Origin of the sequence: Streptomyces sp. NBC_00271 (genome assembly GCF_036178845.1) — a bacterium.
In the GTDB taxonomy this organism is placed as follows: Bacteria; Actinomycetota; Actinomycetes; order Streptomycetales; family Streptomycetaceae; genus Streptomyces.
In genome coordinates, this window is the sequence record NZ_CP108070.1 from 4,562,280 (window position 1) to 4,582,820 (window position 20,541).

At 69.4% G+C, this 20,541-nt stretch carries 20 protein-coding genes and 1 pseudogene; 14 read left to right on the forward strand and 7 right to left on the reverse strand.

What is annotated here, in order from left to right; genetic code table 11:
• Window positions 1–116: 116 nt before the first annotated feature.
• The 3 genes from OG798_RS21140 to OG798_RS21150 are packed head-to-tail and all read left to right on the forward strand — an operon-like array spanning window position 117 to window position 2,751.
• Window positions 117–650: a PadR family transcriptional regulator gene (locus OG798_RS21140; protein WP_267061793.1), complete on the forward strand. Its 534-nt coding sequence runs from the start codon at window positions 117–119 to the stop codon at window positions 648–650.
• A complete protein-coding gene (locus tag OG798_RS21145; protein ID WP_097225920.1) occupies window positions 647–1,408 on the forward strand; it encodes an ABC transporter ATP-binding protein in 762 nt (253 codons plus the stop codon). Before OG798_RS21140 ends, OG798_RS21145 begins: the two co-directional genes overlap by 4 nt.
• Entirely contained in the window at window positions 1,405–2,751 is a 1,347-nt protein-coding gene (locus tag OG798_RS21150) for an ABC transporter permease (protein ID WP_267061795.1), read from the forward strand. The genes OG798_RS21145 and OG798_RS21150 overlap by 4 nt, the downstream gene beginning before the upstream one ends.
• Window positions 2,752–2,934: 183 nt before the next feature.
• Here the strand turns inward: OG798_RS21150 and OG798_RS21155 are convergent, their stop codons facing one another.
• Window positions 2,935–3,471, reverse strand: a complete 537-nt coding sequence (locus tag OG798_RS21155) for an HNH endonuclease (RefSeq protein WP_067370302.1) — start codon at window positions 3,469–3,471, stop codon at window positions 2,935–2,937.
• A gap of 258 nt (window positions 3,472–3,729) precedes the next feature.
• Between OG798_RS21155 and OG798_RS21160 the strand changes: the two genes are divergently transcribed.
• A complete protein-coding gene (locus tag OG798_RS21160; protein WP_095858071.1) occupies window positions 3,730–4,854 on the forward strand; it encodes a mechanosensitive ion channel family protein in 1,125 nt (374 codons plus the stop codon).
• A gap of 222 nt (window positions 4,855–5,076) precedes the next feature.
• Window positions 5,077–5,211, forward strand: coding sequence for a hypothetical protein (locus tag OG798_RS21165; RefSeq protein ID WP_267061796.1), 135 nt, complete (start codon window positions 5,077–5,079; stop codon window positions 5,209–5,211).
• A gap of 93 nt (window positions 5,212–5,304) precedes the next feature.
• On the opposite strand, the gene OG798_RS21170 is transcribed toward OG798_RS21165, so the two are convergent.
• Both OG798_RS21170 and OG798_RS21175 read right to left on the reverse strand, forming a co-directional pair.
• A complete protein-coding gene (locus OG798_RS21170) occupies window positions 5,305–5,880 on the reverse strand; it encodes a hypothetical protein (protein ID WP_267061797.1) in 576 nt (191 codons plus the stop codon).
• The gene (locus OG798_RS21175) at window positions 5,877–6,191 is read right to left on the reverse strand and encodes a hypothetical protein (RefSeq protein WP_267061798.1); all 315 of its coding nucleotides are present in this window, start codon (window positions 6,189–6,191) and stop codon (window positions 5,877–5,879) included. Before OG798_RS21175 ends, OG798_RS21170 begins: the two co-directional genes overlap by 4 nt.
• 451 nt (window positions 6,192–6,642) lie before the next feature.
• Here OG798_RS21175 and OG798_RS21180 point away from each other — a divergent pair, with 451 nt between their 5' ends.
• Complete coding sequence (locus OG798_RS21180) at window positions 6,643–7,479, forward strand: hypothetical protein (protein ID WP_267061799.1); 837 nt, start codon at window positions 6,643–6,645, stop codon at window positions 7,477–7,479.
• 121 nt (window positions 7,480–7,600) lie between these two features.
• On the opposite strand, the gene OG798_RS21185 is transcribed toward OG798_RS21180, so the two are convergent.
• From OG798_RS21185 to OG798_RS21200, 4 genes and pseudogenes are all read right to left on the reverse strand, one after another.
• The gene (locus tag OG798_RS21185) at window positions 7,601–8,236 is read right to left on the reverse strand and encodes a DUF4328 domain-containing protein (RefSeq protein ID WP_328757521.1); all 636 of its coding nucleotides are present in this window, start codon (window positions 8,234–8,236) and stop codon (window positions 7,601–7,603) included.
• Between the two features lie 642 nt (window positions 8,237–8,878).
• The gene (locus tag OG798_RS21190; protein ID WP_267061801.1) at window positions 8,879–9,277 is read right to left on the reverse strand and encodes a toxin-antitoxin system YwqK family antitoxin; all 399 of its coding nucleotides are present in this window, start codon (window positions 9,275–9,277) and stop codon (window positions 8,879–8,881) included.
• Complete coding sequence (locus OG798_RS21195; protein ID WP_267063830.1) at window positions 9,270–11,036, reverse strand: RHS repeat-associated core domain-containing protein; 1,767 nt, start codon at window positions 11,034–11,036, stop codon at window positions 9,270–9,272. Before OG798_RS21195 ends, OG798_RS21190 begins: the two co-directional genes overlap by 8 nt.
• A pseudogene (locus OG798_RS21200) lies at window positions 11,013–11,204 on the reverse strand (ricin-type beta-trefoil lectin domain protein); the annotation flags it as partial. The pseudogene OG798_RS21200 and the gene OG798_RS21195, both read right to left, overlap by 24 nt.
• 31 nt (window positions 11,205–11,235) lie before the next feature.
• Here OG798_RS21200 and OG798_RS21205 point away from each other — a divergent pair.
• The 8 genes from OG798_RS21205 (at window position 11,236) to OG798_RS21240 (ending at window position 20,537) form a co-directional block, all read left to right on the forward strand.
• A complete protein-coding gene (locus OG798_RS21205; protein WP_261684861.1) occupies window positions 11,236–11,517 on the forward strand; it encodes a LamG-like jellyroll fold domain-containing protein in 282 nt (93 codons plus the stop codon).
• Window positions 11,518–11,718: 201 nt separating this feature from the next.
• Complete coding sequence (locus OG798_RS21210; protein WP_095854637.1) at window positions 11,719–12,930, forward strand: ROK family transcriptional regulator; 1,212 nt, start codon at window positions 11,719–11,721, stop codon at window positions 12,928–12,930.
• Window positions 12,931–13,019: 89 nt separating this feature from the next.
• Window positions 13,020–14,357 carry an ABC transporter substrate-binding protein gene (locus tag OG798_RS21215; RefSeq protein ID WP_267061802.1) on the forward strand — a complete coding sequence of 446 codons (1,338 nt, stop codon included), beginning with the start codon at window positions 13,020–13,022 and terminating at the stop codon, window positions 14,355–14,357.
• Window positions 14,358–14,372: 15 nt separating this feature from the next.
• Window positions 14,373–15,314 (forward strand): carbohydrate ABC transporter permease, encoded by a 942-nt coding sequence (locus OG798_RS21220; RefSeq protein ID WP_067370321.1) that lies wholly within the window; start codon window positions 14,373–14,375, stop codon window positions 15,312–15,314.
• A 5-nt stretch (window positions 15,315–15,319) separates the two neighbouring features.
• A complete protein-coding gene (locus tag OG798_RS21225; RefSeq protein WP_267061803.1) occupies window positions 15,320–16,213 on the forward strand; it encodes a carbohydrate ABC transporter permease in 894 nt (297 codons plus the stop codon).
• 5 nt (window positions 16,214–16,218) lie between these two features.
• Window positions 16,219–17,484 (forward strand): 6-phospho-beta-glucosidase, encoded by a 1,266-nt coding sequence (locus OG798_RS21230; protein WP_097225906.1) that lies wholly within the window; start codon window positions 16,219–16,221, stop codon window positions 17,482–17,484.
• A complete protein-coding gene (locus OG798_RS21235; protein ID WP_267061804.1) occupies window positions 17,481–18,494 on the forward strand; it encodes an N-acetylglucosamine kinase in 1,014 nt (337 codons plus the stop codon). The genes OG798_RS21230 and OG798_RS21235 overlap by 4 nt, the downstream gene beginning before the upstream one ends.
• Window positions 18,495–19,091: 597 nt before the next feature.
• Complete coding sequence (locus OG798_RS21240) at window positions 19,092–20,537, forward strand: hypothetical protein (RefSeq protein WP_267063831.1); 1,446 nt, start codon at window positions 19,092–19,094, stop codon at window positions 20,535–20,537.
• Window positions 20,538–20,541: the final 4 nt, after the last annotated feature.

A 20,541-nucleotide genomic window follows, 5' to 3' on the forward strand; every position in this document is an offset into this window, starting at 1 on the left:
GTCTGGTCACATTCTGTTCGGGTGGAGCCCGACTCCCTCGAGCTTGCCGAGTTCCCCGAGAACCTTTCGACGATCACTATTCACTCAGTACATATATCGAGTGCATACTGATCTGTATGAGCACCCGTCACATCCTGTTGGGGCTGCTCGCCGGAGGCCCGAGTCATGGCTACGACCTCAAGCGACGGCACGACGAACGCTTCCCGCAGGCCCGCCCGCTGGCCTACGGGCAGGTCTACACGACCCTGCAGCGCCTGGTCCGCGACGGACTCGCCGAGCTCGACGGGACCGACTCGGACGGCGGCCCGGAGCGCACCATGTACCGCTCCACCGAGGACGGGGCCCGTGAACTGGCCCGCTGGGCCGCGGAGATCGCCCCGCCCGCGCCCTTCGTGACGAACGAGATCTTCGCCAAGGTCGTCGTCGGGATCCTCGCCTCGACGGACGCCGCCGGCTATCTGCGGGCGCAGCGTGCCGCGCACATGGCGCGGATGCGCGAGCTGACCGCGGTGAAGACGAGCCCGGGCGCCGATCTCGCGACCGTGCTCTCCGCCGACTACGCCCTCACCCACCTCGACGCCGATCTCCGCTGGATGGACACCACAGCGGCCCGGCTCACCACTCTGACCGCGGAGGTCGACGCAGCATGAGCAGCAGTACGAGCAGCGGTACGAGCAGCAGTACGAGCAGTGACCGGGGCACTCCCCTGCTGACGGCCCGAAGCCTCGTCAAGACGCACGGCTCCACCCCGGCACTGCGCGGCGCCACGCTGGAACTGCGGACCGGCGAGATCCTGGCCGTCACCGGGGCCAGCGGCAGCGGCAAGTCCACGCTGCTGCACTGCCTGGCGGGGATCGTCCGCCCCGACGAGGGCACCGTGGACTACGCCGGTGAACGCCTCGACCGGCTCCCCGAGAGCCGGCTCAGCGAGCTGCGCCGTACCGACTTCGGGGTGGTCTTCCAGTTCGGGCAGCTGATCCCGGAGCTGACCGCCCTCGACAACGTGGCGCTGCCCCTGCTCCTCGCGGGTACCGCGCGTACGGCGGCGCGGGAGCAGGCCGATGAGTGGCTGGAGCGGTTCGGCGTTCGGGGGCAGGAGGCGTTGCGGCCCGGCGAGATGAGCGGCGGCCAGGCCCAGCGGGTGTCGCTGGCGCGGGCGCTCGTCACCGGCCCGCGGATCGTCTTCGCGGACGAGCCGACCGGCGCGCTCGACTCGCTCGCCGGTGAGCAGGTCATGACCGCCCTCACCCACACCGCCCGCGAGTCCGGCACCGCCGTCCTGCTGATCACCCATGACGCCCGGGTCGCCGCGTACGCGGACCGCGAGGTGGCGCTGCGCGACGGGCTCGTGGTCGACGACGCGGCGCGGGCCTTCGCCGCCGGGACCTCCGTGGAGGTGTCCCGATGAGGACCGAACTGCGGCTCGCGCTGCTGCTGACCCGCGGTTCCGACCGGCGGGAGTGGTGGCGGGTCACGCTCACGGCGGTGGGCGCGGGGCTCGCCACGGGCTTCGGCCTGGCCGCCGCCGCGGTCGCCTCGCTCCACGGGCAGTACAGCGTGCGCCTCGGCAACGGCCTGCTGGACCAGCCCGGCGAGCGCTCGGGCATCGTCCTCGCGCTGCTGCTCCTGCTGGTCCCGGTGCTGGGCTTCCTCGGGCAGTGCGCCCGCATCGGTGCCGTGCACCGCGACCGACGGCTGGCCGGGCTGCGTCTGGCGGGGGCCTCCGCGCCTCAGGTGCGGCGGATCGCCGCGCTGGAGGCGGGGCTCGCCGCTCTCGTGGGCTCGGCGGTCGCCGCGGTCTTCTCCGCGCTGCTCCTGCTGAGCCAGTGGCAGCGTCCGCCCGCCGTCGTGTGGGCCGGGTTCGCGCTGATCACGGTCGCCGTACCCGTGCTGGGCGCACTGGTGAGCACGCTCGCCCTGCGCCGTGTGGTCGCCTCGCCGCTGGGCTGGGTGCGCCGGGTGCACCCACGGACGGGCCGGGGCCCGGGGGGCGCGTTCCTGGTGGCGTCGCTGTTCCTGCTGACCGTAGGAATCGTGATGGCACCAACAACCTTCGGCGGATTCAGTACGGCTCCGCTGCTGGCCCTCGCCCTGGTGATCGTCACCGGTATGGGGGCCGTCTGGCTGGCCGGCGCCACGGCCCGGCGCATCGGACGTCGGCTCCCGGCCCGTACCGGGAACCCGGCGGTACTGATCGCCGCCGAACGCCTGCGCGACGACCCGTGGGCCGCCTCCCGCAACCACGCCGCCGTCCTCCTGGTGACCGTCGTGGGAACCGGCTTCCTCGGCATCCGCCAGGTGCTGCTGCAGGAGCTCGAAGGACGCGGGCCCGACTCCCTCGCCGCGAGCATGTCCTTCTACACCACCGGCATCAACCTGACCGGCGCCGCCGTCCTGATCGCCCTCGCGATCACCCTCTCCGGCCTCGCCGTGGGCACCGCCGAGTCCCTGGCCACCCGCCGCCGCGGCCTGGCCGCGCAGGCCGCCGCCGGGGTGCCGGCGGCCGTACTGGGCCGGGCGCTGCTCCTGGAGACGGCCCTGCCGTTGGCCCCGGCGGTCGCGCTGGCGGGCCTCGGCGGCCTGGGCATCGGCGCCGGGTACGCGTCGATCGCCGCGGGCGTGGGATCCGTACCGCTGCTCATGCCGCTGCTGGTACCGGTAGCCGTCTACGCGGCGTGTCTGCTCGCCGCGGCCACGTCACTGCCGCTACTGCGCCGCTCCGTGCACCCGGCGGAGCTGCGCTACACCTGAGCCACGCTCCACCAGGGCTGCGCCACATCTGAACCGCCCCGCACCTGAAATGCGTGACCCGCACACCGTCCGCCCTGCGGGCACGACCGGCTCCCCGGGAGGCTCGGGGGTCCTCCTGGGGAGCCGGAACGGCACGACAGGGACACGGCGGGAGAGCCGCAGGGAACACAAAGGCCCGGATCGTCAGGCGGAAATGCCGTCGATCCGGGCCATCGCATCCTCCGCGCCGTACGGCTGCAGGTAGGGCAGCCAGCGCGGGTCCCTATGCCCCGTTCCGATGATGCGCCAGGCGAGCCCCGTCGGCGGGGCGGGTTTGTGGCGCAGGCGCCAGCCGATCTCGACCAGGTGGCGGTCGGCCTTGGTGTGGTTGCAGCGGCGGCATGACGCCACCACGTTGTCCCAGGCGTGCTGACCTCCGCGGGAGCGCGGGATGACGTGGTCGACGCTGGTTGCGACGCCACCGCAGTACATGCACCGGCCGCCGTCGCGGGCGAACAGTGCCCGACGGGTCAGCGGAACGGGCCCCCGGTAAGGGACCCGTACGAACCTCTTCAGCCGGACCACGCTGGGTGCGGGGACAGTAACGGTTGCGCTGTGCATAAAGGCGCCGGATTCCTCGAGGCAGATGGCCTTGTTCTCAAGGACGAGGACGAGCGCGCGGCGGAGCGGTACGACGCCGAGTGGCTCGTACGACGCGTTGAGGACCAGGACGTGCGGCACGGATGCCTCCTTGTACGCCGGCGGCGCGTGGCTCGCGCCGGGACGATCTGCAGTCAGTCTCCCCTCTTGCCTGGTGGAAGCGCCACCATGTCCCGGTAACGGGCTGGGAGTGTTTTCGACCACACCCTCTTTCATCCCCAGGTGAGTAGGGTCTCTCCCTCGAACATTGCAACAAGCCTCGCGCGTTGCCCCGTTAGTGTGGTGGTTCTGCCCGCCGCTGTCCTCACATGTCCCCGAGCCGCGGGCGGACCGCTACGCCTGGAGGTACCTGCCGTGTTCTTGACCGCCCTGTTGGCCTCGGGGCCCACCCCGTCGCCGTCCCCCTCGGCGACGACGGACCCGACGACCGCCACGCTTCAGGACGCCCAGGAGAGCGCGACCAACGCCGCCAGCTGGGTCGAGCAGAACTGGTCCACGTGGCTGGCGATCGGTCTGCGCGTCCTGTTGATCCTGGTGATCGCGGGGATACTGAGAGTGGTGGTGCGGCGGGCGATCACCAAGCTCATCGATCGCATGACCCGCACGGTCCAGGCGGTCGACGGCACGGCCCTGGGCGGCCTGCTGGTGAACGTCGAGCGCCGCCGGCAGCGCTCGCAGGCCATCGGCTCGGTCCTCCGCTCGGTCGCGTCCTTCCTGATCATGGGCACCGCCGCGCTGATGATCCTGGGCACGTTCCAGATCAACCTGGCCCCGCTGCTGGCCTCCGCCGGTGTCGCGGGTGTGGCGATCGGTTTCGGCGCCCGCAACCTGGTCACGGACTTCCTCTCCGGCGTCTTCATGATCCTTGAGGACCAGTACGGCGTCGGCGACACGATCGACGCGGGGGTCGCCTCCGGTGAGGTCATAGAGGTGGGCCTGCGCGTGACGAAGCTGCGCGGCGACAACGGCGAGATCTGGTACGTCCGCAACGGCGAGGTCAAGCGCATCGGCAACCTCTCCCAGGGCTGGGCCACGGCCGGCGTCGACGTCACGGTCCGCTCGAACGAGGACCTGGACAAGGTGAAGCGCACCCTCGACGAGGTCGCCGAGGCGATGACCAAGGAAGAGCCCTGGAACGAGCGCCTGTGGGGCCCGATCGAGGTCCTCGGCCTGGACAGCGTCCTGCTCGACTCGATGGTCGTCCGCCTCTCGGCGAAGACCATGCCCGGCAAGTCCCTGTCCGTCGAACGCGAACTGCGCTGGCGCGTCAAGCGCGCCTTCGACGCCGCGGACATCCGCATCGTCGGCGGCCCCACGGTGCCCCCGGAGGAGGTGCCCGTCGACCCGAGCGCCGCGGTGGCGGCCCCGTCGGTCCTCGGCAACCCGGCCTCCCCCCAGTCGGAAGCGACCGCCCCCATCCCGGCCCCCGCCTCGGCCCCGGCCTCGTCGAGCGCACCGAAGTAGGCCCCGGCCGTACGTGCGAGGGGGCGGCACCCGGAAGACCCGGGTGCCGCCCCCTCGCACGTAAGAGCAGGTCCACAGCTCCGGCATCAGCCATCGACTCACGTACGGCGATCTCGTCGACCGGCCGCTCGACCTCCCACGCTCAGCCGTCAGCCGGTCCGCTCACGCCCCGTCGCGAAGAACTTCCCCACATAGGCGCCGGAAGGCAGGTCACTCTCCCGCATGAGCGAGAAGACCTCCGCCCCCATGCCCGGCGCCCCGTCCATCCGGAACGCCTCGGCGAAGCCCGTGTACTCGGCCTCCCCCAGCGCCGCGCAGTACTCACCCGCCTCTGCCTCCGCACAGCCGATGGCCTAGTCCAGGGAGCCTGCGGTCCACAGCGTCACCCGCTCCTCGTAGACGCCCAGTTCACGATGGCGGAAGACACACCGGACCCCGTACCACGACCGCTCATCCACGGCCGGTCCCGGACTCCAGCCCGGTGGCCCCGGCTATCTGGCACACCGCAGCGAACGAGGACCCCTTGCCCAGCCCGGCCACCCCCAGGAGTCCCTCACCGTCCCGGACGTCGAGGACGACGTCTCCCGAGGGCGCTTCGAAGGACATCGATCCCCAGACGGACTGCTTCCCCCGCCCGGGACGCCACCGGAAGTGGACCTCCTCGTGGCCCTTCTCGGCGACGAGGAACGCCCGCTCCGATGCCGCCAGTTTTTCGCGGACCCGCTCCTGCCATCCGTCCGAGACCGGCACCGGGCGCAGTACGTGCGTCTGCCGGTCGTCCAGCGCCTCGACGGAGAGCGGGATGCCGGCCGCACCGGCGCGCCGCCGCAGCAACCGGACCCCGACGGCCGCCGTCGCGAACGTGAGGATCCCCCATGTCAGAGGGATGAAGACCAGTTCCCCGCTCACGAAATCCCAGGTGAAACCGTCGTTCACAAGGTCGATGAACATCACGGTGAGCGCCAACGGCACGCACCTGGCCGCGGCCGCGCGCCAGCAGGCCATCAGCAGCTTCACGAGCTTCATGCGCGAGCCCCCGGGCAGACCAGGTCGTAGGCCTCGCGGAACCACTTGCCCTGCTCCGGCACGATCCCGCACTTCATCGAGGCCAGGGAGGCGAAGACGCGCCGCGTCGGAACTCTGCCGCCGCTCGCCTCGATACGTGACGTCACGGTCCGCACGTGGCGGGGCGAGAGCTTTACCCACCCGACGTCCTGGCCGTCCTCCACCGTCACCAACTGCGACACGGCGATCAGCTTCGTACCCACCGTCACCTTGCCCCACCGTATCGACGCCTTCGAGCAGGACGGCGATGCGCTGGATGCTGCGGCTGCCACCCGGGAACGTTCCCCGGAGACCGAACGATTCTCGCCATCACCGCCCCCACAGGACACGGCGAAGGCCGCGACCGGGCAAGTCGCCCCAGCCCGTACCAAACGGTTCACCTTCATGCGGCGGATCATAAGAAGTGGAATCTGTGAAGGTGATGGCAGAGCACCTCAGTCCCGTCACCCTGCGCGGCGACGCCGCCCGCCCCAGAGGGGCGCATCGCCACAAAGGCATGCACCTTGCCCCACCCGCACGCCGACCGGTCGTAACGAAGCCGTGATCGGCACCGGCAACGTTCCTGACGCACCGGCATCACACCCGCGCCCTGACGCGGAATTAACCCTCTTCACATGCCCCCCGTATTTCGGCCACATCCGGAGGCCGTCTACTGTCGCCTCAACAGCGGGCCCTTGTTCTGGAGCTCCACGCCCAGGGGCCCGCTTCGAATGTGGGGAATCCATGCGCAAGTTCGCCATAGGCGCCGCCGTTTCCGGTGCCCTGGCTCTGTCCGCCCTGGTCGTGCCGTCCGCGTCGGCCGCCACGCCGGACCTCACCTTCTCCAACGTGGTGGTCAACAACGGCAAGGCGATCGTTGTCGGCACCACCAGCACGGTGAAGGTCCCGATCACGTACACCCTGACCCACCCGGTCGGCCTCGTCATCGACAACAAGACGGGCATCGCGGGCATCGCGCTCTACCGCGGATCGTCGCTCTCGAAGATGCAGAACGAGATGGAGTCGGACGACCTCCCCAGCTGCACCACGACTTCCACGACCGCCACCACGGTCACCAACTCCTGCACCGAGGTCATCGCCATCGAGCCGCGGGACTACTTCTTCGGCGCGTCGGACGCCGGTACCTGGAAGGTGGCCGGCTTCTACGGCCTCAGCACCTCGACCACCGACGACTCCGGCAACCACATCAGCGTCAACTACGGCTACGACATGTGGGGCGGCCTCGGCACCACCCAGATCAAGCGCGCCGCCAAGCTCACCGCCGACGCCACCCCCGAGCCGGTGAACAAGGGCAAGACCCTCACCGTCAAGGGCGCGCTCACCCGCGCCGACTGGGAGACCACCAAGTACTCCGGCTACGCGGGCCAGTCGGTCGCCCTCCAGTTCAAGGCCAAGGGCGCCACCGCCTACAAGACGGTCAAGACGGTGACCTCCGGCTCCAAGGGCGCCCTGACCACCACGGTCAAGGCCTCCGCCGACGGTTCGTACCGCTACAGCTTCGCGGGCACGACCACCACGGGCGCCGCGACCGCCACGGGCGACTACGTCGACGTGAAGTAAACGAGGACGAGTCCTCCCCCGGCTCACCCCAAGGGGCCCCCGCCGCGGACGAATTCGTCCGCGGCGGGGGCCCCTTTACGACTTCTTCAGCGAACCTTTCGATGTTTCGGCGTCGTCACGGTCAAGCGTGAGTAAGCGGTTCGAAAGGTGGGTTTGCGTGGAGCGCCGCGCTTTGCAGTGCGGTGATGCGCTGGACCACACAGATCGCAAGGACCGCGGCGGCGAGGTTGAACGCTTGCGACACCACGAGGAGGAGTATCGAGGTTCCCCGGCCGCCCTGAGACCCCACCGTGATCACCGCGTGCCCAACCCAGGTCACCCACCAGGCGTTCATCAGGACCTCGTCGCGTTCCGCCTCTGTCGCCCCGGTGCTGCTCGCGCGCTGGACGTCAAGGACGAGTCGTCGCGGAACCCACAGGTTGACCACCGGTACGAGCCAGGCGACGACCGCCCAGACGCCGGATCCGGCCGGGGGCCCGGGAGTGAGCACTTGCGCGTTCCGTCGACAGCGGCTGAACCACACGAGAAAGAGCACGACCGCCGCCGTCATCAGGTACACGAACACCATCGACGCGAATCCCGACCTGCTCAGCGACGCCTCCGTGGGGTGCAGGCGATGAGCCCTGAGGACCACTCCCCGGAACACGTCCGCGGCGGCTGCCGTGGCTATCGCACCCTGCGCGAGGCGGGCAGAAAGCCATGGCGCCTTACTGACGGAACTGGTCACGATAAAAGGCCTACTTTTCGCGAGAAGCATGCGCTGTGGTGGCACAGCAGAGGGTATTAGCCATTCGGCTCATAGGCCCAGCCCGCACTCTCGCTGGCGCCCCCAGCCGAGGCCGCTGGAGGAATCCACCCGGCGGCCTTCGTCGTTCACGCACCGTCAGCCGAGCAAGCCACGTCGGCGCGCGCAGCCGACATCACACGATTGCAGCGGCCAGGCATACACCTCCGAAGGCCACACACAGCCAACCGATCACGCTGTAGGCCTTCGCCGCGAAGGGCATGCTTCCCAGCCCAGCCTTGCCTGTCGCCGGATATCTCTTCTTCCATCTTCGGCCCAGGACCACGAGGCCGATGCCGCACAACAGGAAGTAAACGGCCCACCTCAAAAGAGGATCCGAAGGTGCCCCACTATTGTCCGCCACAGCCAGCAAACCAGTGATTTGCATCGTCATGCTCCCCCCAGCCCCACTCAAACTGCCGGACGAATCAGCAGCTTTTCCGATGTTCCTTGAGTCGACTGATCAACTTCGCGTCGAAGTACGCAAACCTCTCCGACTGATTGTCTACTACCTCCATAGTCATCCGAGTGCCACTCGCCTCGAGAACATCACGAACGTGAATCAAGCAGCTGTCGTTCATAAAGCCATAAGGCCCCCGCTCGGCAATCCCCCCATCACCATTGGAAATGGTTCCTGAATTCATTCAGGGTCTTCCACTGCGGATCCGTGGACTTCAATTCAAAGATGACCGAGAATTCTCCTTCAGCATTGCGCTCGACCTTGGAGAGAAGGATTCCGTATTCATAGAGCTCCTCCAACCGCAGACGCCCATCGGCGTCATAGAGGACGTGTTTTCCATGGAGAGAGTTCTGCCGGTAACAAAATTCCTCCCGCAGGCTTCCGTCGTCGTACCAGCTTCTGGAGTACCCATCCTGCTTGCCATCCAGGTAGCAGACGGCCGAGACCCTTCGGCCATCCGCTTCCTCGTACCCGACCCCGGTGAACGGAACACCCCTGAACGTATAAATGAGGTCTTCGTCAAAATCGATTTCATCCTCGGGGACCTCATTCAATTTCCCGTACTCCGTCCGTCAGTTGCATGCAATTGGCGCAGCGGACGATGCGCTGCCCCTTCAGGGTTCCCTTGAGCCTCACATTGTAGACCGTGAAATCCTCGAGAGTGGATCCGGTACGGGCCCACAGCCCCTCGTTCAATGCGTTTATCTCGGAGTGACTTCCGGGTACGCCCTTGAACGGTTCACCTTCGCCCACGAATGCGTCAAGGCGGTCCTGAAGTACGGGATGGAGATTATTCGGGATGCCCGTGTTCTGACCGAACGTCACCTTGCCGGTCACGTTGTCCATGGCGCCCGTGAGTACCGGTCCCCTCGCATTGTTGGACTGGTACTCGGGGCTGCCTTGAGTGGTGATCTTCTTGTACCGCTGGTGAACAGCTCCTCTCAGCGCCTCATCGGCTGCATCCGTGCTGCCGGTCCCCGCGCTGCCTTCTGAGCCACCCCCCGGCTCGGTGCCGGATGTTCCCGTGTGGGCGTTGCTCGGCCGGGCCGCCGCCGCATCGGCTTCCTCGGCGTGCGCCTGTGCATTGGCGCGCTTCATGTCCGCCAAGTCCTTGGCGTCGGCGGCCGCTTCGTCGACGGCCTCGGTGCTCGCACCCGCCTTGGCCGCGGCGTTGGCATCCTCGGTGCGTGGTGTGTCCTCGCCTGCGTCCTCGGCTGTGGGGTCACCGCCGGGGCCGGGACCGCAGTCACCGAGGAACGCGCCACAGGCGGCGGTGAAGCCGGCGGCACCGCCTTCGATGCAGCCGGGGGCAAGGAGCCCACCGGATTCGAGGGTGCAGGAACCCGCCCCGATGATGACGACAGTGGCCACCATGCCGACCGCGACATACGGCGCGGCCTTCTTCAGGTAGTGGCCCGTGCAGCCGAAGAACCCGTGGCAACCGCCACCACCGCCACCACCGCCACTGTTACCGCTGTTACCACTGGATGTGTTGGTCGGCGCAGGACTGGATGTTTTCTGGGGCGTGTGGCCGCCGCAGACGAATCCGGGCGCGCACGTGTTCAGGTCGGAGTGCGCCCAGTCGTCGTACCCCGTCGGGTCCGAGCCGGTGGCCGGGTTGTCGGCCGCGTACGTATAGCCGCCCATCTGGTTGGGATCGCCCACCTGGAAGATCGGGTCGGGGGTGAGGAAGCGGCCGAGGACGGGGTCGTAGTTCCGGGCGCCGAGCAGGTCCAGGCCGGTGGCCGGGTCGCCCGGCATGCCGAGGAAGCCGTGGTTCTCGTCGGCGGAGACCCAGGTCGGGGGCTCCGTGCCGCGCGGATTGCCGTACGGGTCGTAGAAGCGACGCGTGGCAGCCAGAGTCGACGCGTCGACCGCCGTCGTCGCCGTGCCCTGGGCGTTGGCGACCTGGTAGGTGACGCCTCCGGAGGACGAACGCGTGATCCTCGTGCCGTCCGGGCCCGCGTAGTACCGCAGCGCCGTGCACGTCTTCGCCGCCACATCGAGCGTGAGCTGCTCGACGCCGCCGAAGAGATACAGGACGCGGGTCTTGTCCGTGCCACCCACCGACGCCGTCTGCTCCAGCAGGTTGCCGTCGGCGTCGTAGAGGTACTTGCTGGTGCGGTCGGTGGCCCCGGACGGGGTCGACACCGTCGCCGTACGCCCCTCCGCGTCGTACGTGAACGTCTGCGTCTGGCCCGGCGGCAGCACGCCGGCAGCGATCGTCGACCAGTTCTGGCCCTTGCCGCCGCATGCGGTCAGCGTCAGCTGAGTGGCCTTGGTGGCGCTGGCCGCCGGGTCCGACAGGCACATCGTGTTCTTGGCCGCGTTGACCAGGGTGCCGGTCGCGGTGACCCGCCACTTCTGGGTGGCGTCGGTCGAGCAGGTGTCCACCACCACGCCCGTCCCGGAAGCGGTGGCGTTGCCCGCCGTGTCCAGGCACAGTCCGGCCGCCTTCACCGTGCCGTCGGTGCCGATCGTCCACTTCTGTGCCGTGGCGGTCGAACTGCAGGTGTTGACGTCGACCTTCGCCCCGGAGCCCGTCGGGGTCTTCGACGCGGACGCCGGTCAGCTCCTGCTGTACGTGAACGGCCGTCTGTCCGCCACGAAGGCCTACACCGGCACCGACTGGAACGCCGTCGGCCCCGTCCAGTTCGGCCGCCGCCTCTACCAGGGCGCGTACGGCGAATACGCCGACGGCCGCCTCAGCGACGTCCGCCTCTACCCCACCGCGCTTCCTCCGGCCGACGCGGCAGCACCGGGCGGCAACGCGACCCTCACCCAGCTGGACTGAGCGAACAAGACCCGGACTCCGCCCCCGTAGGTAACGACTCGGTTGCCTCGGGGGCGCTTTCTCTTGACGCCTCCGCGGCCCGCGGCCTACCTTCCTCCCACCAATAGGAAACTTTCCTAACAATGATCTTGCAGTGGACTTCCCCACGGCCACCCTGGGAAGCTGAGCGACTGGGCAGTTGAAAGGCAGGTGTCGACAAACATGGCAGGATCCGCCGGTACGCCGGGCACCCCGCGCGTCCTGCGCGCCATGAACGACCGCGCCGCCCTCGATCTGCTGCTCGCGCACGGACCGCTCTCGCGGACCAGGATCGGAAAGCTGACCGGGCTGTCCAAGCCCACCGCCTCCCAGCTCCTCGCCCGACTGGAGGCCGCCGGACTCGTGCTGGCCACCGGCACGAGCGAGGGGCGGCCGGGCCCCAACGCCCAGCTGTACGCCGTCAATCCGAGGGCCGCCCACGCGGCGGGCCTGGACGTCACGCCCGAGCGCATCCTCGCCGCCGTCGCCGATGTCACCGGCCGCACCGTGGGCGAGTACGAGCTGCCCACCCCGGGCCGGCACCCCGCGCAGCCCGTCGTACGCCAGGTCACCGACGCCCTCGACGGCGCGGTGAAGGCGGCGGGGCTCGCCAGGGGCGACGTCCAGCGGCTCGTCATCGGGACGCCCGGCGCCTTCGACCCCAACACCGGGCGGCTGCGGTACGCCTCCCACCTGCCCGGCTGGCACTCCCCCAGCCTCCTCGACGAGCTCGCGGCCGCGCTGCCGATGCCCGTCGAGTACGAGAACGACGTCAACCTGGTGGCCATCGCCGAGCAGCGGCTCGGGGCGGCGCGCGGGCACGAGGACTTCGTACTGCTGTGGAACGAGGGCGGCCTCGGCGCCGCCCTCGTCCTCGGCGGTCGACTGCACCGCGGCTGGACCGGCGGCGCGGGCGAGGTCGGCTTCCTGCCCGTGCCCGGCGCACCCCTCGTACGCCAGGTGACGAAGGCGAACAGCGGTGGCTACCAGGAGCTGGCCGGCTCCCAGGCCATTCCCAAGCTCGCCCGCGAGCTGGGCATCCAGCCGGTGCCGACCGGGCCCTACGCCGAGGTCGCCGCCGCCCTCGTCGAACAGGCCGCCCGCATCAACGAGGGGCCGCACCTGCGGCTCCTGGAGACGTACGCGACCGGTCTCGCCACCGGTCTCGCCTCGCTCGTCTCCGTGCTCGACCCCGAACTCGTCGTGCTCAGCGGCGCCTCGCTCACCGCCGGCGGCGAACCGCTGCGCGTCCTGGTGCAGGCGGAGCTGGAGGAGCTGGCCGCCTCCCGACCGCGCCTCGTGGTCGGCGACGTACACGAACACCCCGTGCTGCGCGGCGCGTTGGAGAGCGCGCTGGCGGCCACCCGCGACGAGGTCTTCGACACCTCCCGCTGAGTCCCACCCCTCGACCGACTCCCCGTCCCGCGAACCGTCCCGCGAACACCACCACCACCGCCGCCGCCCTGCCGTAGGGAGACCCCGCCATGCCCGGAATATCCAGGAAAGTCGCCACTGCTCTCGCCGCTTCCGCCTCGCTCGCCCTCCTCACCACCGCCTGTACCGGCCAGTCGTCCTCGGGCCCGAGCGACGACGCCTCCAAGGACACGACGATCAACTTCTGGCACGCCTGGAGCGCGCCCGGCGAGATCGCGGGCGTGAAGGCCCTGGTCGCGGGCTTCGAGAAGGCGCACCCCAACATCCACGTCAACATCGTCGCCAACATGACCGACGACAAGATCAACCAGGCCCTGCGCTCCGGCGGCGACAAGGCTCCCGACGTGATCTCCTCGTTCACCACCAACAACGTGGGCAAGTTCTGCTCCTCCGGCGCCCTGGTCGATCTCAACCCCTTCTTCAAGAAGGCGGGAATCGACCCGGCGACGACCTTCCCGAAGGCGATGAACGAGTACACCCAGTTCGACGGCAACCGCTGTTCGGTTCCGCTGCTCGGTGACGCGTACGGCCTCTACTACAACAAGGACGCATTCAAGAAGGCCGGGATCTCCAGCCCCCCGAAGACCTGGTCCGAATTCGAGGCGGACGCGAAGAAGCTCACCGTCTCCAAGGGCGACTCCTACTCCCAGTTGGGTTTCATGCCGAACTACCACGGCTGGGAGTCCACGACCGAGCACTACTTCGGGCAGTTCTCCCCGACGTACTTCGACAGCAGCGGCAAGTCGAACCTCGCCAAGGACCCCGCTTTCACGGCCGGATTCACCCTCCAGAAGAAGCTGGTCGACGAACTCGGCGGCTATCAGAAGCTGGAGAAGTACCGCTCCAAGCTCGGTGACGAATGGGGCACCAGGCACCCCTTCCACACCGGCCAGGTCGCCATGCAGCTGGACGGCGAGTGGCGGCTCGGCATGGCCGAGGAGGCCAAGCCGGACTTCGAGATCGGTGTCGCCCCGCTGCCCGTTCCCGACGACCGGGCCGACCAGTACGGCAAGGGCTACATCACCGGCACCATCGCGGGCATCGCGGCCACCAGCAAGAAGCGGAACGCGGCCTGGGAACTGGTCAAATACATGACCACGGACACGGACGCGGTGGTCGGCTTCGCCAACGCCATTCACAACGTGCCCTCTACGCTGGCCGCGCTCAAGTCGCCGAAGCTGAAGTACGACCCGCGCTTCAAGACGTTCCTGGACATCGCGTCGAACCCGAACTCGACGACGACTCCCGCGTCCATCAACGGCGGCACCTACCTCGTGACGATCCAGCAGTTCGGATACGACTACGAGAGCGGCAAGGCGAAGGATCTGAAGGCGGGTCTGCAGAAGACCGCCGCGCAGATCGACACGGACATCGCGCAGGCGAAGTAGTAGACGGGCACGGACATGAGCACCGTCACACTGGCTTCGAAGCGGCGCCGATCGGCGCTGCGCACCCTCGCCTTCATGTCGCCGTGGCTGATCGGCTTCGCGGTCTTCTTCGCCTATCCGCTGCTCTCGACCGTCTACTTCTCGTTCATGCACTACGACGGCTTCAAACCGCCGACGTGGAGCGGGACGAAGAACTGGACCTACGTCTTCGAGCACTACCCGCTGTTCTGGCCCGCGCTGCGCAACACCCTGTGGCTGGTGCTGGTCATGGTCAGCCTGCGGGTCGTCTTCGGACTCGGCGTGGGCCTGCTGATCACGAAGATCAAGACGGGCACGGGCGTCTTCCGCACCCTCTTCTACCTCCCCTACCTCGCCCCGCCCGTCGCCGCGACGATGGCCTTCGCCTTCCTCCTCAACCCCGGTACGGGACCGGTCAACTCGATCCTGGAGAAGGTCGGCATCCCGGCCCCCGGCTGGTTCAACGACCCCAGCTGGTCCAAGCCGGCCCTCACCCTGCTGGCCCTGTGGGGCATCGGCGACCTGATGGTCATCTTCATGGCCGCGCTGCTCGACGTACCGACGGAGCAGTACGAGGCGGCGGAGCTGGACGGCGCCTCGGCCTGGCAGCGGTTCCGGTACGTCACGCTGCCGAACATCTCGCCGATCGTGATGTTCGCCGTGGTCACCGGCGTGATCCAGACCATGCAGTACTACACCCAGCCACTGATCGCCGGGAAGGTCGCGTCGGGCGTCATCCAGGGCGCCGGTACGCAGTTCGAGCCCGGCTACCCCGACAAGTCGACGCTCACCCTGCCGCAGCTCGTCTACAACCTCGGCTTCCAGCGCTTCGACTACGGCTCCGCCTGTGTGGTCGCGCTCGTGCTCTTCGCCCTGTCCATGGTGTTCACCGCGTTCCTGATGCGGCGCCGGGGCGGTCTCATCCAGGCAGGTGACTGACACCCATGACACAAGTACTCGACAAGCCCGTGGAGTTGCGGGCCCCGGTCTCGCCCGCCGAACGCACCGCCCGCCGCAAGGCGCTCCTGGAGTGGGTCGCGATCCACGCCCTGGGCGTCGCCGCCGGCCTCTTCTTCGTCCTCCCCTTCGTCTTCGTCTTCCTGACCTCGCTGATGAGCGACTCGCAGGCACTCAGCCGCGACCTCATCCCGCACACCTGGGAGTGGGGCAACTACCGCAAGGTCTTCGACACCCCCGGCTTCCTCACCTGGTGGAAGAACACACTGCTGTACGCCGGTGCCGGCACCGTCCTGACGGTCGTGTCGTCGATCCCCGTCGCCTATGCCCTCGCCAAGTTCCGCTTCCGGGGCCGGAACCTGTCACTGATGCTGGTCATCTCGATGATGATGCTGCCGCCGCAGGTCGTCATCATCCCGATGTACCTCTTTTGGGCGAAACAGCTGGACCTGTCCGGCACGCTGTGGCCGCTGATCATCCCGATGGCCTTCGGTGACGCGTTCTCCATCTTCCTGCTCCGCCAGTTCCTGATGACCATCCCGAACGAGTACCTCGACGCGGCGAAGGTCGACGGCTGCGGGGACCTGAAGACCCTGCTGAAGGTCGTCCTGCCGATGGCGAAGCCGGGGATCTCCGCCGTGGGCCTCTTCCAGTTCTTCTACGCCTGGAACGACTACTTCGGCCCGCAGATCTACGCCTCCGAGAACCCCGGCGCCTGGACCCTTTCCTACGGCCTGGAGTCGTTCAAGGGCGCGCACCACACCGACTGGAACCTCACCATGGCCGCGACCGTGCTGGTCATGGCCCCCGTGATCCTCGTGTTCTTCTTCGCACAGAAGGCGTTCGTCGAAGGCGTCACGCTCACCGGAGTGAAGGGTTGACACACATGAAACTCACCGTGGTCGGCGGAGGGTCGACCTACACGCCCGAACTCATCGACGGCTTCGCCCGGTTGCGGGACACCCTGCCCGTCGAGGAACTGGTCCTCGTCGACCCGGCCGCCGACCGCCTGGAGCTGGTGGGCGGCCTGGCGCGACGCATCTTCGCCAAGCAGGAGCACCCCGGCCGGATCGTCACGACCTCGGACCTGGACGCGGGTGTCGAGGGCGCCGACGCGGTCCTGCTCCAGCTGCGCGTCGGCGGCCAGGCGGCCCGCGAGCAGGACGAGACCTGGCCGCTGGAGTGCGGCTGCATCGGCCAGGAGACGACGGGCGCGGGCGGTCTGGCGAAGGCGCTGCGCACGGTGCCGGTGGTGCTGGACATCGCGGAGCGCGTCCGCCGTACCAACCCCGACGCCTGGATCATCGACTTCACCAACCCGGTCGGGATCGTGACGCGCGCGCTGCTCCAGGCGGGCCACAGGACGGTCGGGCTGTGCAACGTGGCGATCGGTTTCCAGCGGAAGTTCGCCGGGATGCTCGGGGTCGCCCCCGTGGACGTCCATCTGGACCACGTGGGTCTCAACCACCTCAGCTGGGAGACGGGGGTGCGCCTCGGCGGCCCCGAGGGCGAGAACGTCCTGCCGAAGCTGCTGGCCGAACACGGCGACACGATCGCCGACGACCTGCGCCTGCCGCGCACCCTCGTGGACCGCCTGGGCGTGGTCCCCTCCTACTACCTGCGCTACTTCTACGCGCACGACGAGGTCGTACGAGAGCTGCGGACGAAACCGTCACGGGCGGCGGAGGTCGCCGCGATGGAGCGGGAGTTGCTGAAGATGTACGGCGATCCGGCGCTCGACGAGAAGCCGGAGCTGCTCTCCAAGCGGGGCGGCGCGTACTACTCCGAGGCGGCCGTCGACCTCGCCGCCGCGCTGCTCGGCGGGGGCGGCAGCCCCTACCAGGTGGTCAACACCTACAACAAGGGCACCTTGCCCTTCCTCCCGGACGACGCGGTGATCGAGGTGCAGGCGGCCGTCGGTCCGCACGGCCCGACGCCACTGCCGGTCCCGCCGGTCGACCCCCTGTACGCGGGGCTGATGGCGGCCGTGACGTCCTACGAGGACCTGGCCCTGGAAGCCGCCCTGCGCGGCGGCCGCGACCGGGTCTTCCGGACCCTCCTCGCCCACCCCCTCATCGGCCAGTACGAGTACGCCGACGCCCTCACCGACCAACTGATCGCGCACAACCGGGAGCACCTCGCGTGGGCATGACGTCATCCGGACCCGGCGCCGGGACGGCCGCCGGATCCGACCCCGAGGGCATGGTCCTGGCCATCGACGCGGGGAACAGCAAGACCGACGTCGCGGTCGTGTCCGTGGACGGGCGGGTGATCGGGGCCGCGCGCGGCGGGGGATTCCGGCCGCCGGTGGTCGGGGTCGCCGTGGCCGTGGACGCCGTGGGCGAGGCCGTCGCCCGCGCCTTCGCCGAGGCGGGCGTCGACTCCGTGGCCCATGTCTCGGCCTGCCTCGCCAACGCCGATCTCCCCGTGGAGGAGGAGCAGTTGGCGGCCGCGCTGCACGCGCGCGCGTGGGGCACGAGCGTGGAGGTGCGCAACGACACGTTCGCGATCCTGCGCGCGGGGATAGCGGAGCCGCGCGGGGTCGCCGTGGTGTGCGGCGCGGGGATCAACTGCGTCGGCATGCGTCCCGACGGCCGCACCGCCCGTTTCCCGGCGCTCGGCCGGATCTCCGGGGACTGGGGCGGTGGTTGGGGCCTGGCGGAGGAGGCCCTGTGGTACGCGGCCCGCGCGGAGGACGGCCGGGGCGGGCCCACGGACCTGTCCCGCACCCTCCCGGCCCACTTCGGTCTGTCCTCCATGTACGCCCTGATCGAGGCGCTGCACCTGGAGCACATCGAGCACGACCGTCGGCATGAGCTGACTCCGGTGCTGTTCGCGACGGCTGCGGAGGGTGACGAGGTCGCTCGCGCTCTCGTGGACCGGCTCGCGGACGAGGTCGTCGCGATGGCCACGGTCGCTCTGACCCGGCTCGACCTCCTCGCCGAGGAGACCCCCGTCCTCCTGGGGGGCGGTGTCCTTGCCGCCCGCCATCCCCAACTCGACGACCGGATCCGCGAACTCCTGTCGGCCCAGGCCCCCAAGGCGGTCCCCCAGGTGATCTCGTCCCGCCCCGTGCTGGGCGCCGCCCTCCTGGGCCTGGACCACGTCCACGCCCCCACCGAGTCCCACACCCGCGTACGGGCCTTTTACGAGGGGGGTTGAGCAGCCCCGTCCGCCTGCACGGAGGCTCGCGCAACCCTTCCTCCGCCCCCGCCGCCCCTACCCGTCCCATCCCCAGGGGCTCCGCCCCTTCGACCCCACTGGGGGCTCCGCCCCCAGACCCCCGGGTGGGTTCGCCGGCTGCGGGCCGGTGCGGGCCGTTCGCGCAGTTCCCCGCGCCGCTGGGGGGCCGGGGCTGAGCCCCAGGCCCGGCTTTTAGGGGCGCGGGGAACTGCGCGACCAGCCCCCACTCACCCGCACCCGGAAAGCTCCCCTTCGCACACACCCCAATACCGGCACATTCGAAAGGGAACCGAACACACACTGGCCGCGTATTCATGGTCAAGGGGGTGGCGCGGAGCGCCGCGGTCGCGCTGCCGTCCGAACGGGCCACCGTTGTACGAAGGGTGGGCTGGAATCCGAACAAGATCGAGTCAAGGCCTGTGCGGATGTCAGTCCCGGCGGCGATACTTGCGGCCGTGCACCTCTCTTCGTGCTCCCGCGTACGCGGGGAGGTGACCGACGGATGACCATGGGGGAGGTCAAGTGACACAGCCGCCGAAGGGCACGGCGCCACCGGGGCAGTCGGCCACGCCCACGATGCCTGCCGTCCCGCCGCAGTCCGGCGCGACAGCGGCCCAGTACGGCGCGCCGGCGACGGCGCCGCGGTCCGGGCCCCCCTCACCACCGGGCAGACCCGCCACGCCCGACACCGCCCCCGCACGCCGCACCGCCTGGGCCGAGGGCGTGGACCGCCTGCGCACCGCGGCGACGACGGAACCGGGCCGGCTGCGCCTCATCGGCGCCGTCCTCGCCCTCCTGGTCGTCGCGTTCGGCACGGTCACCGCCTGGCAGATGACGGAGCGTTCGAGCGCGGCGGACGACGTGCTGCACAGCAGCCAGCCGCTGAGCGCCGGCGCCGCGGACATCTACCGTTCACTCGCGGACGCCAACACCGCGGCCTCCAGCGGCTTCCTCGCGGGCGGCCAGGAGAGCGCGGACACCCGCGACCGGTACGAGAAGGACATCCGGACGGCCGCGCAGGGGCTCATCACCGCCGCCGCCAACTCCGATCCGGGGTCCCCGTCCACGGACACGATCGCCAAGCTCAACAAGCTGCTGCCGGAGTACAAGGGCCTCATCGAGCGGGCCCGCGCCAACAACCGGCAGGGCTATCCGCTCGGCGGCGCGTATCTGCGGTACGCGAACGAGAAGATGCAGCAGCAGATGCTCCCCGCGGCCGAGGAGCTCTACAAGCGGGAGAACGCCCGGCTGAGCGCCGACTACGCCGACGCGAAGCCCTACCCGTGGGCCGCGATCGGTCTCGGCGTCCTCGCGCTCGGCGGGCTCTTCTGGGCCCAGCGACGCCATTACCGCCGTACGAACCGGGTGTTGAACCAGGGACTGGTCGCCGCCACGGCCGCCTCCGCGGTGGTGCTGCTCTGGCTGGTGGTCGGGCACAGCGTGGCCCGGGCCGGGCTGAGCTCCTCGTACGACCACGGGGTCCGCTCACTGAACGTGCTGCACGACGCCCGGATCGCCTCCCTGAAGGCGCGGGGCAACGAGAACCTCACGCTGGTCAGCCGGGGCGCGGAGACCAAGCAGGTGTCCACGACGGAGGTCATGGACCTCTACGACTACGACTTCCAGCAGGACATGAAGACCCTCACCAAGGGCCTGGCGCTGGCCGAGGGCATCGCCGACGACACGGCGGGCAAGAAGCCCGTCGAGGCCGCGACGGCCAACATGAAGGTCTGGAAGTCCCGCCACCAGGAGGCCCGCACGGCCGACGACTCGGGCGACTACCAGGGCGCTTTGAACAAGGTGATCGGTTCGGCGGCCGACAAGCCGACCGGTGAGTGCTTCGACGGCGTGGACACCAACCTCGCGGCGGCGCTGACGCACGAGGAGAGTGAGTTCAAGCAGGCGGCAGGCAACGGCCGGGACGCGATGAGCGGGCTCCCCGCGGGCGCGGCCGTCCTCGCGGTGCTGGCCGCGGCGGGCGCCCTGCTGGGCATCGGGCGCAGGCTTTCGGAGTACCGGTGAGAGG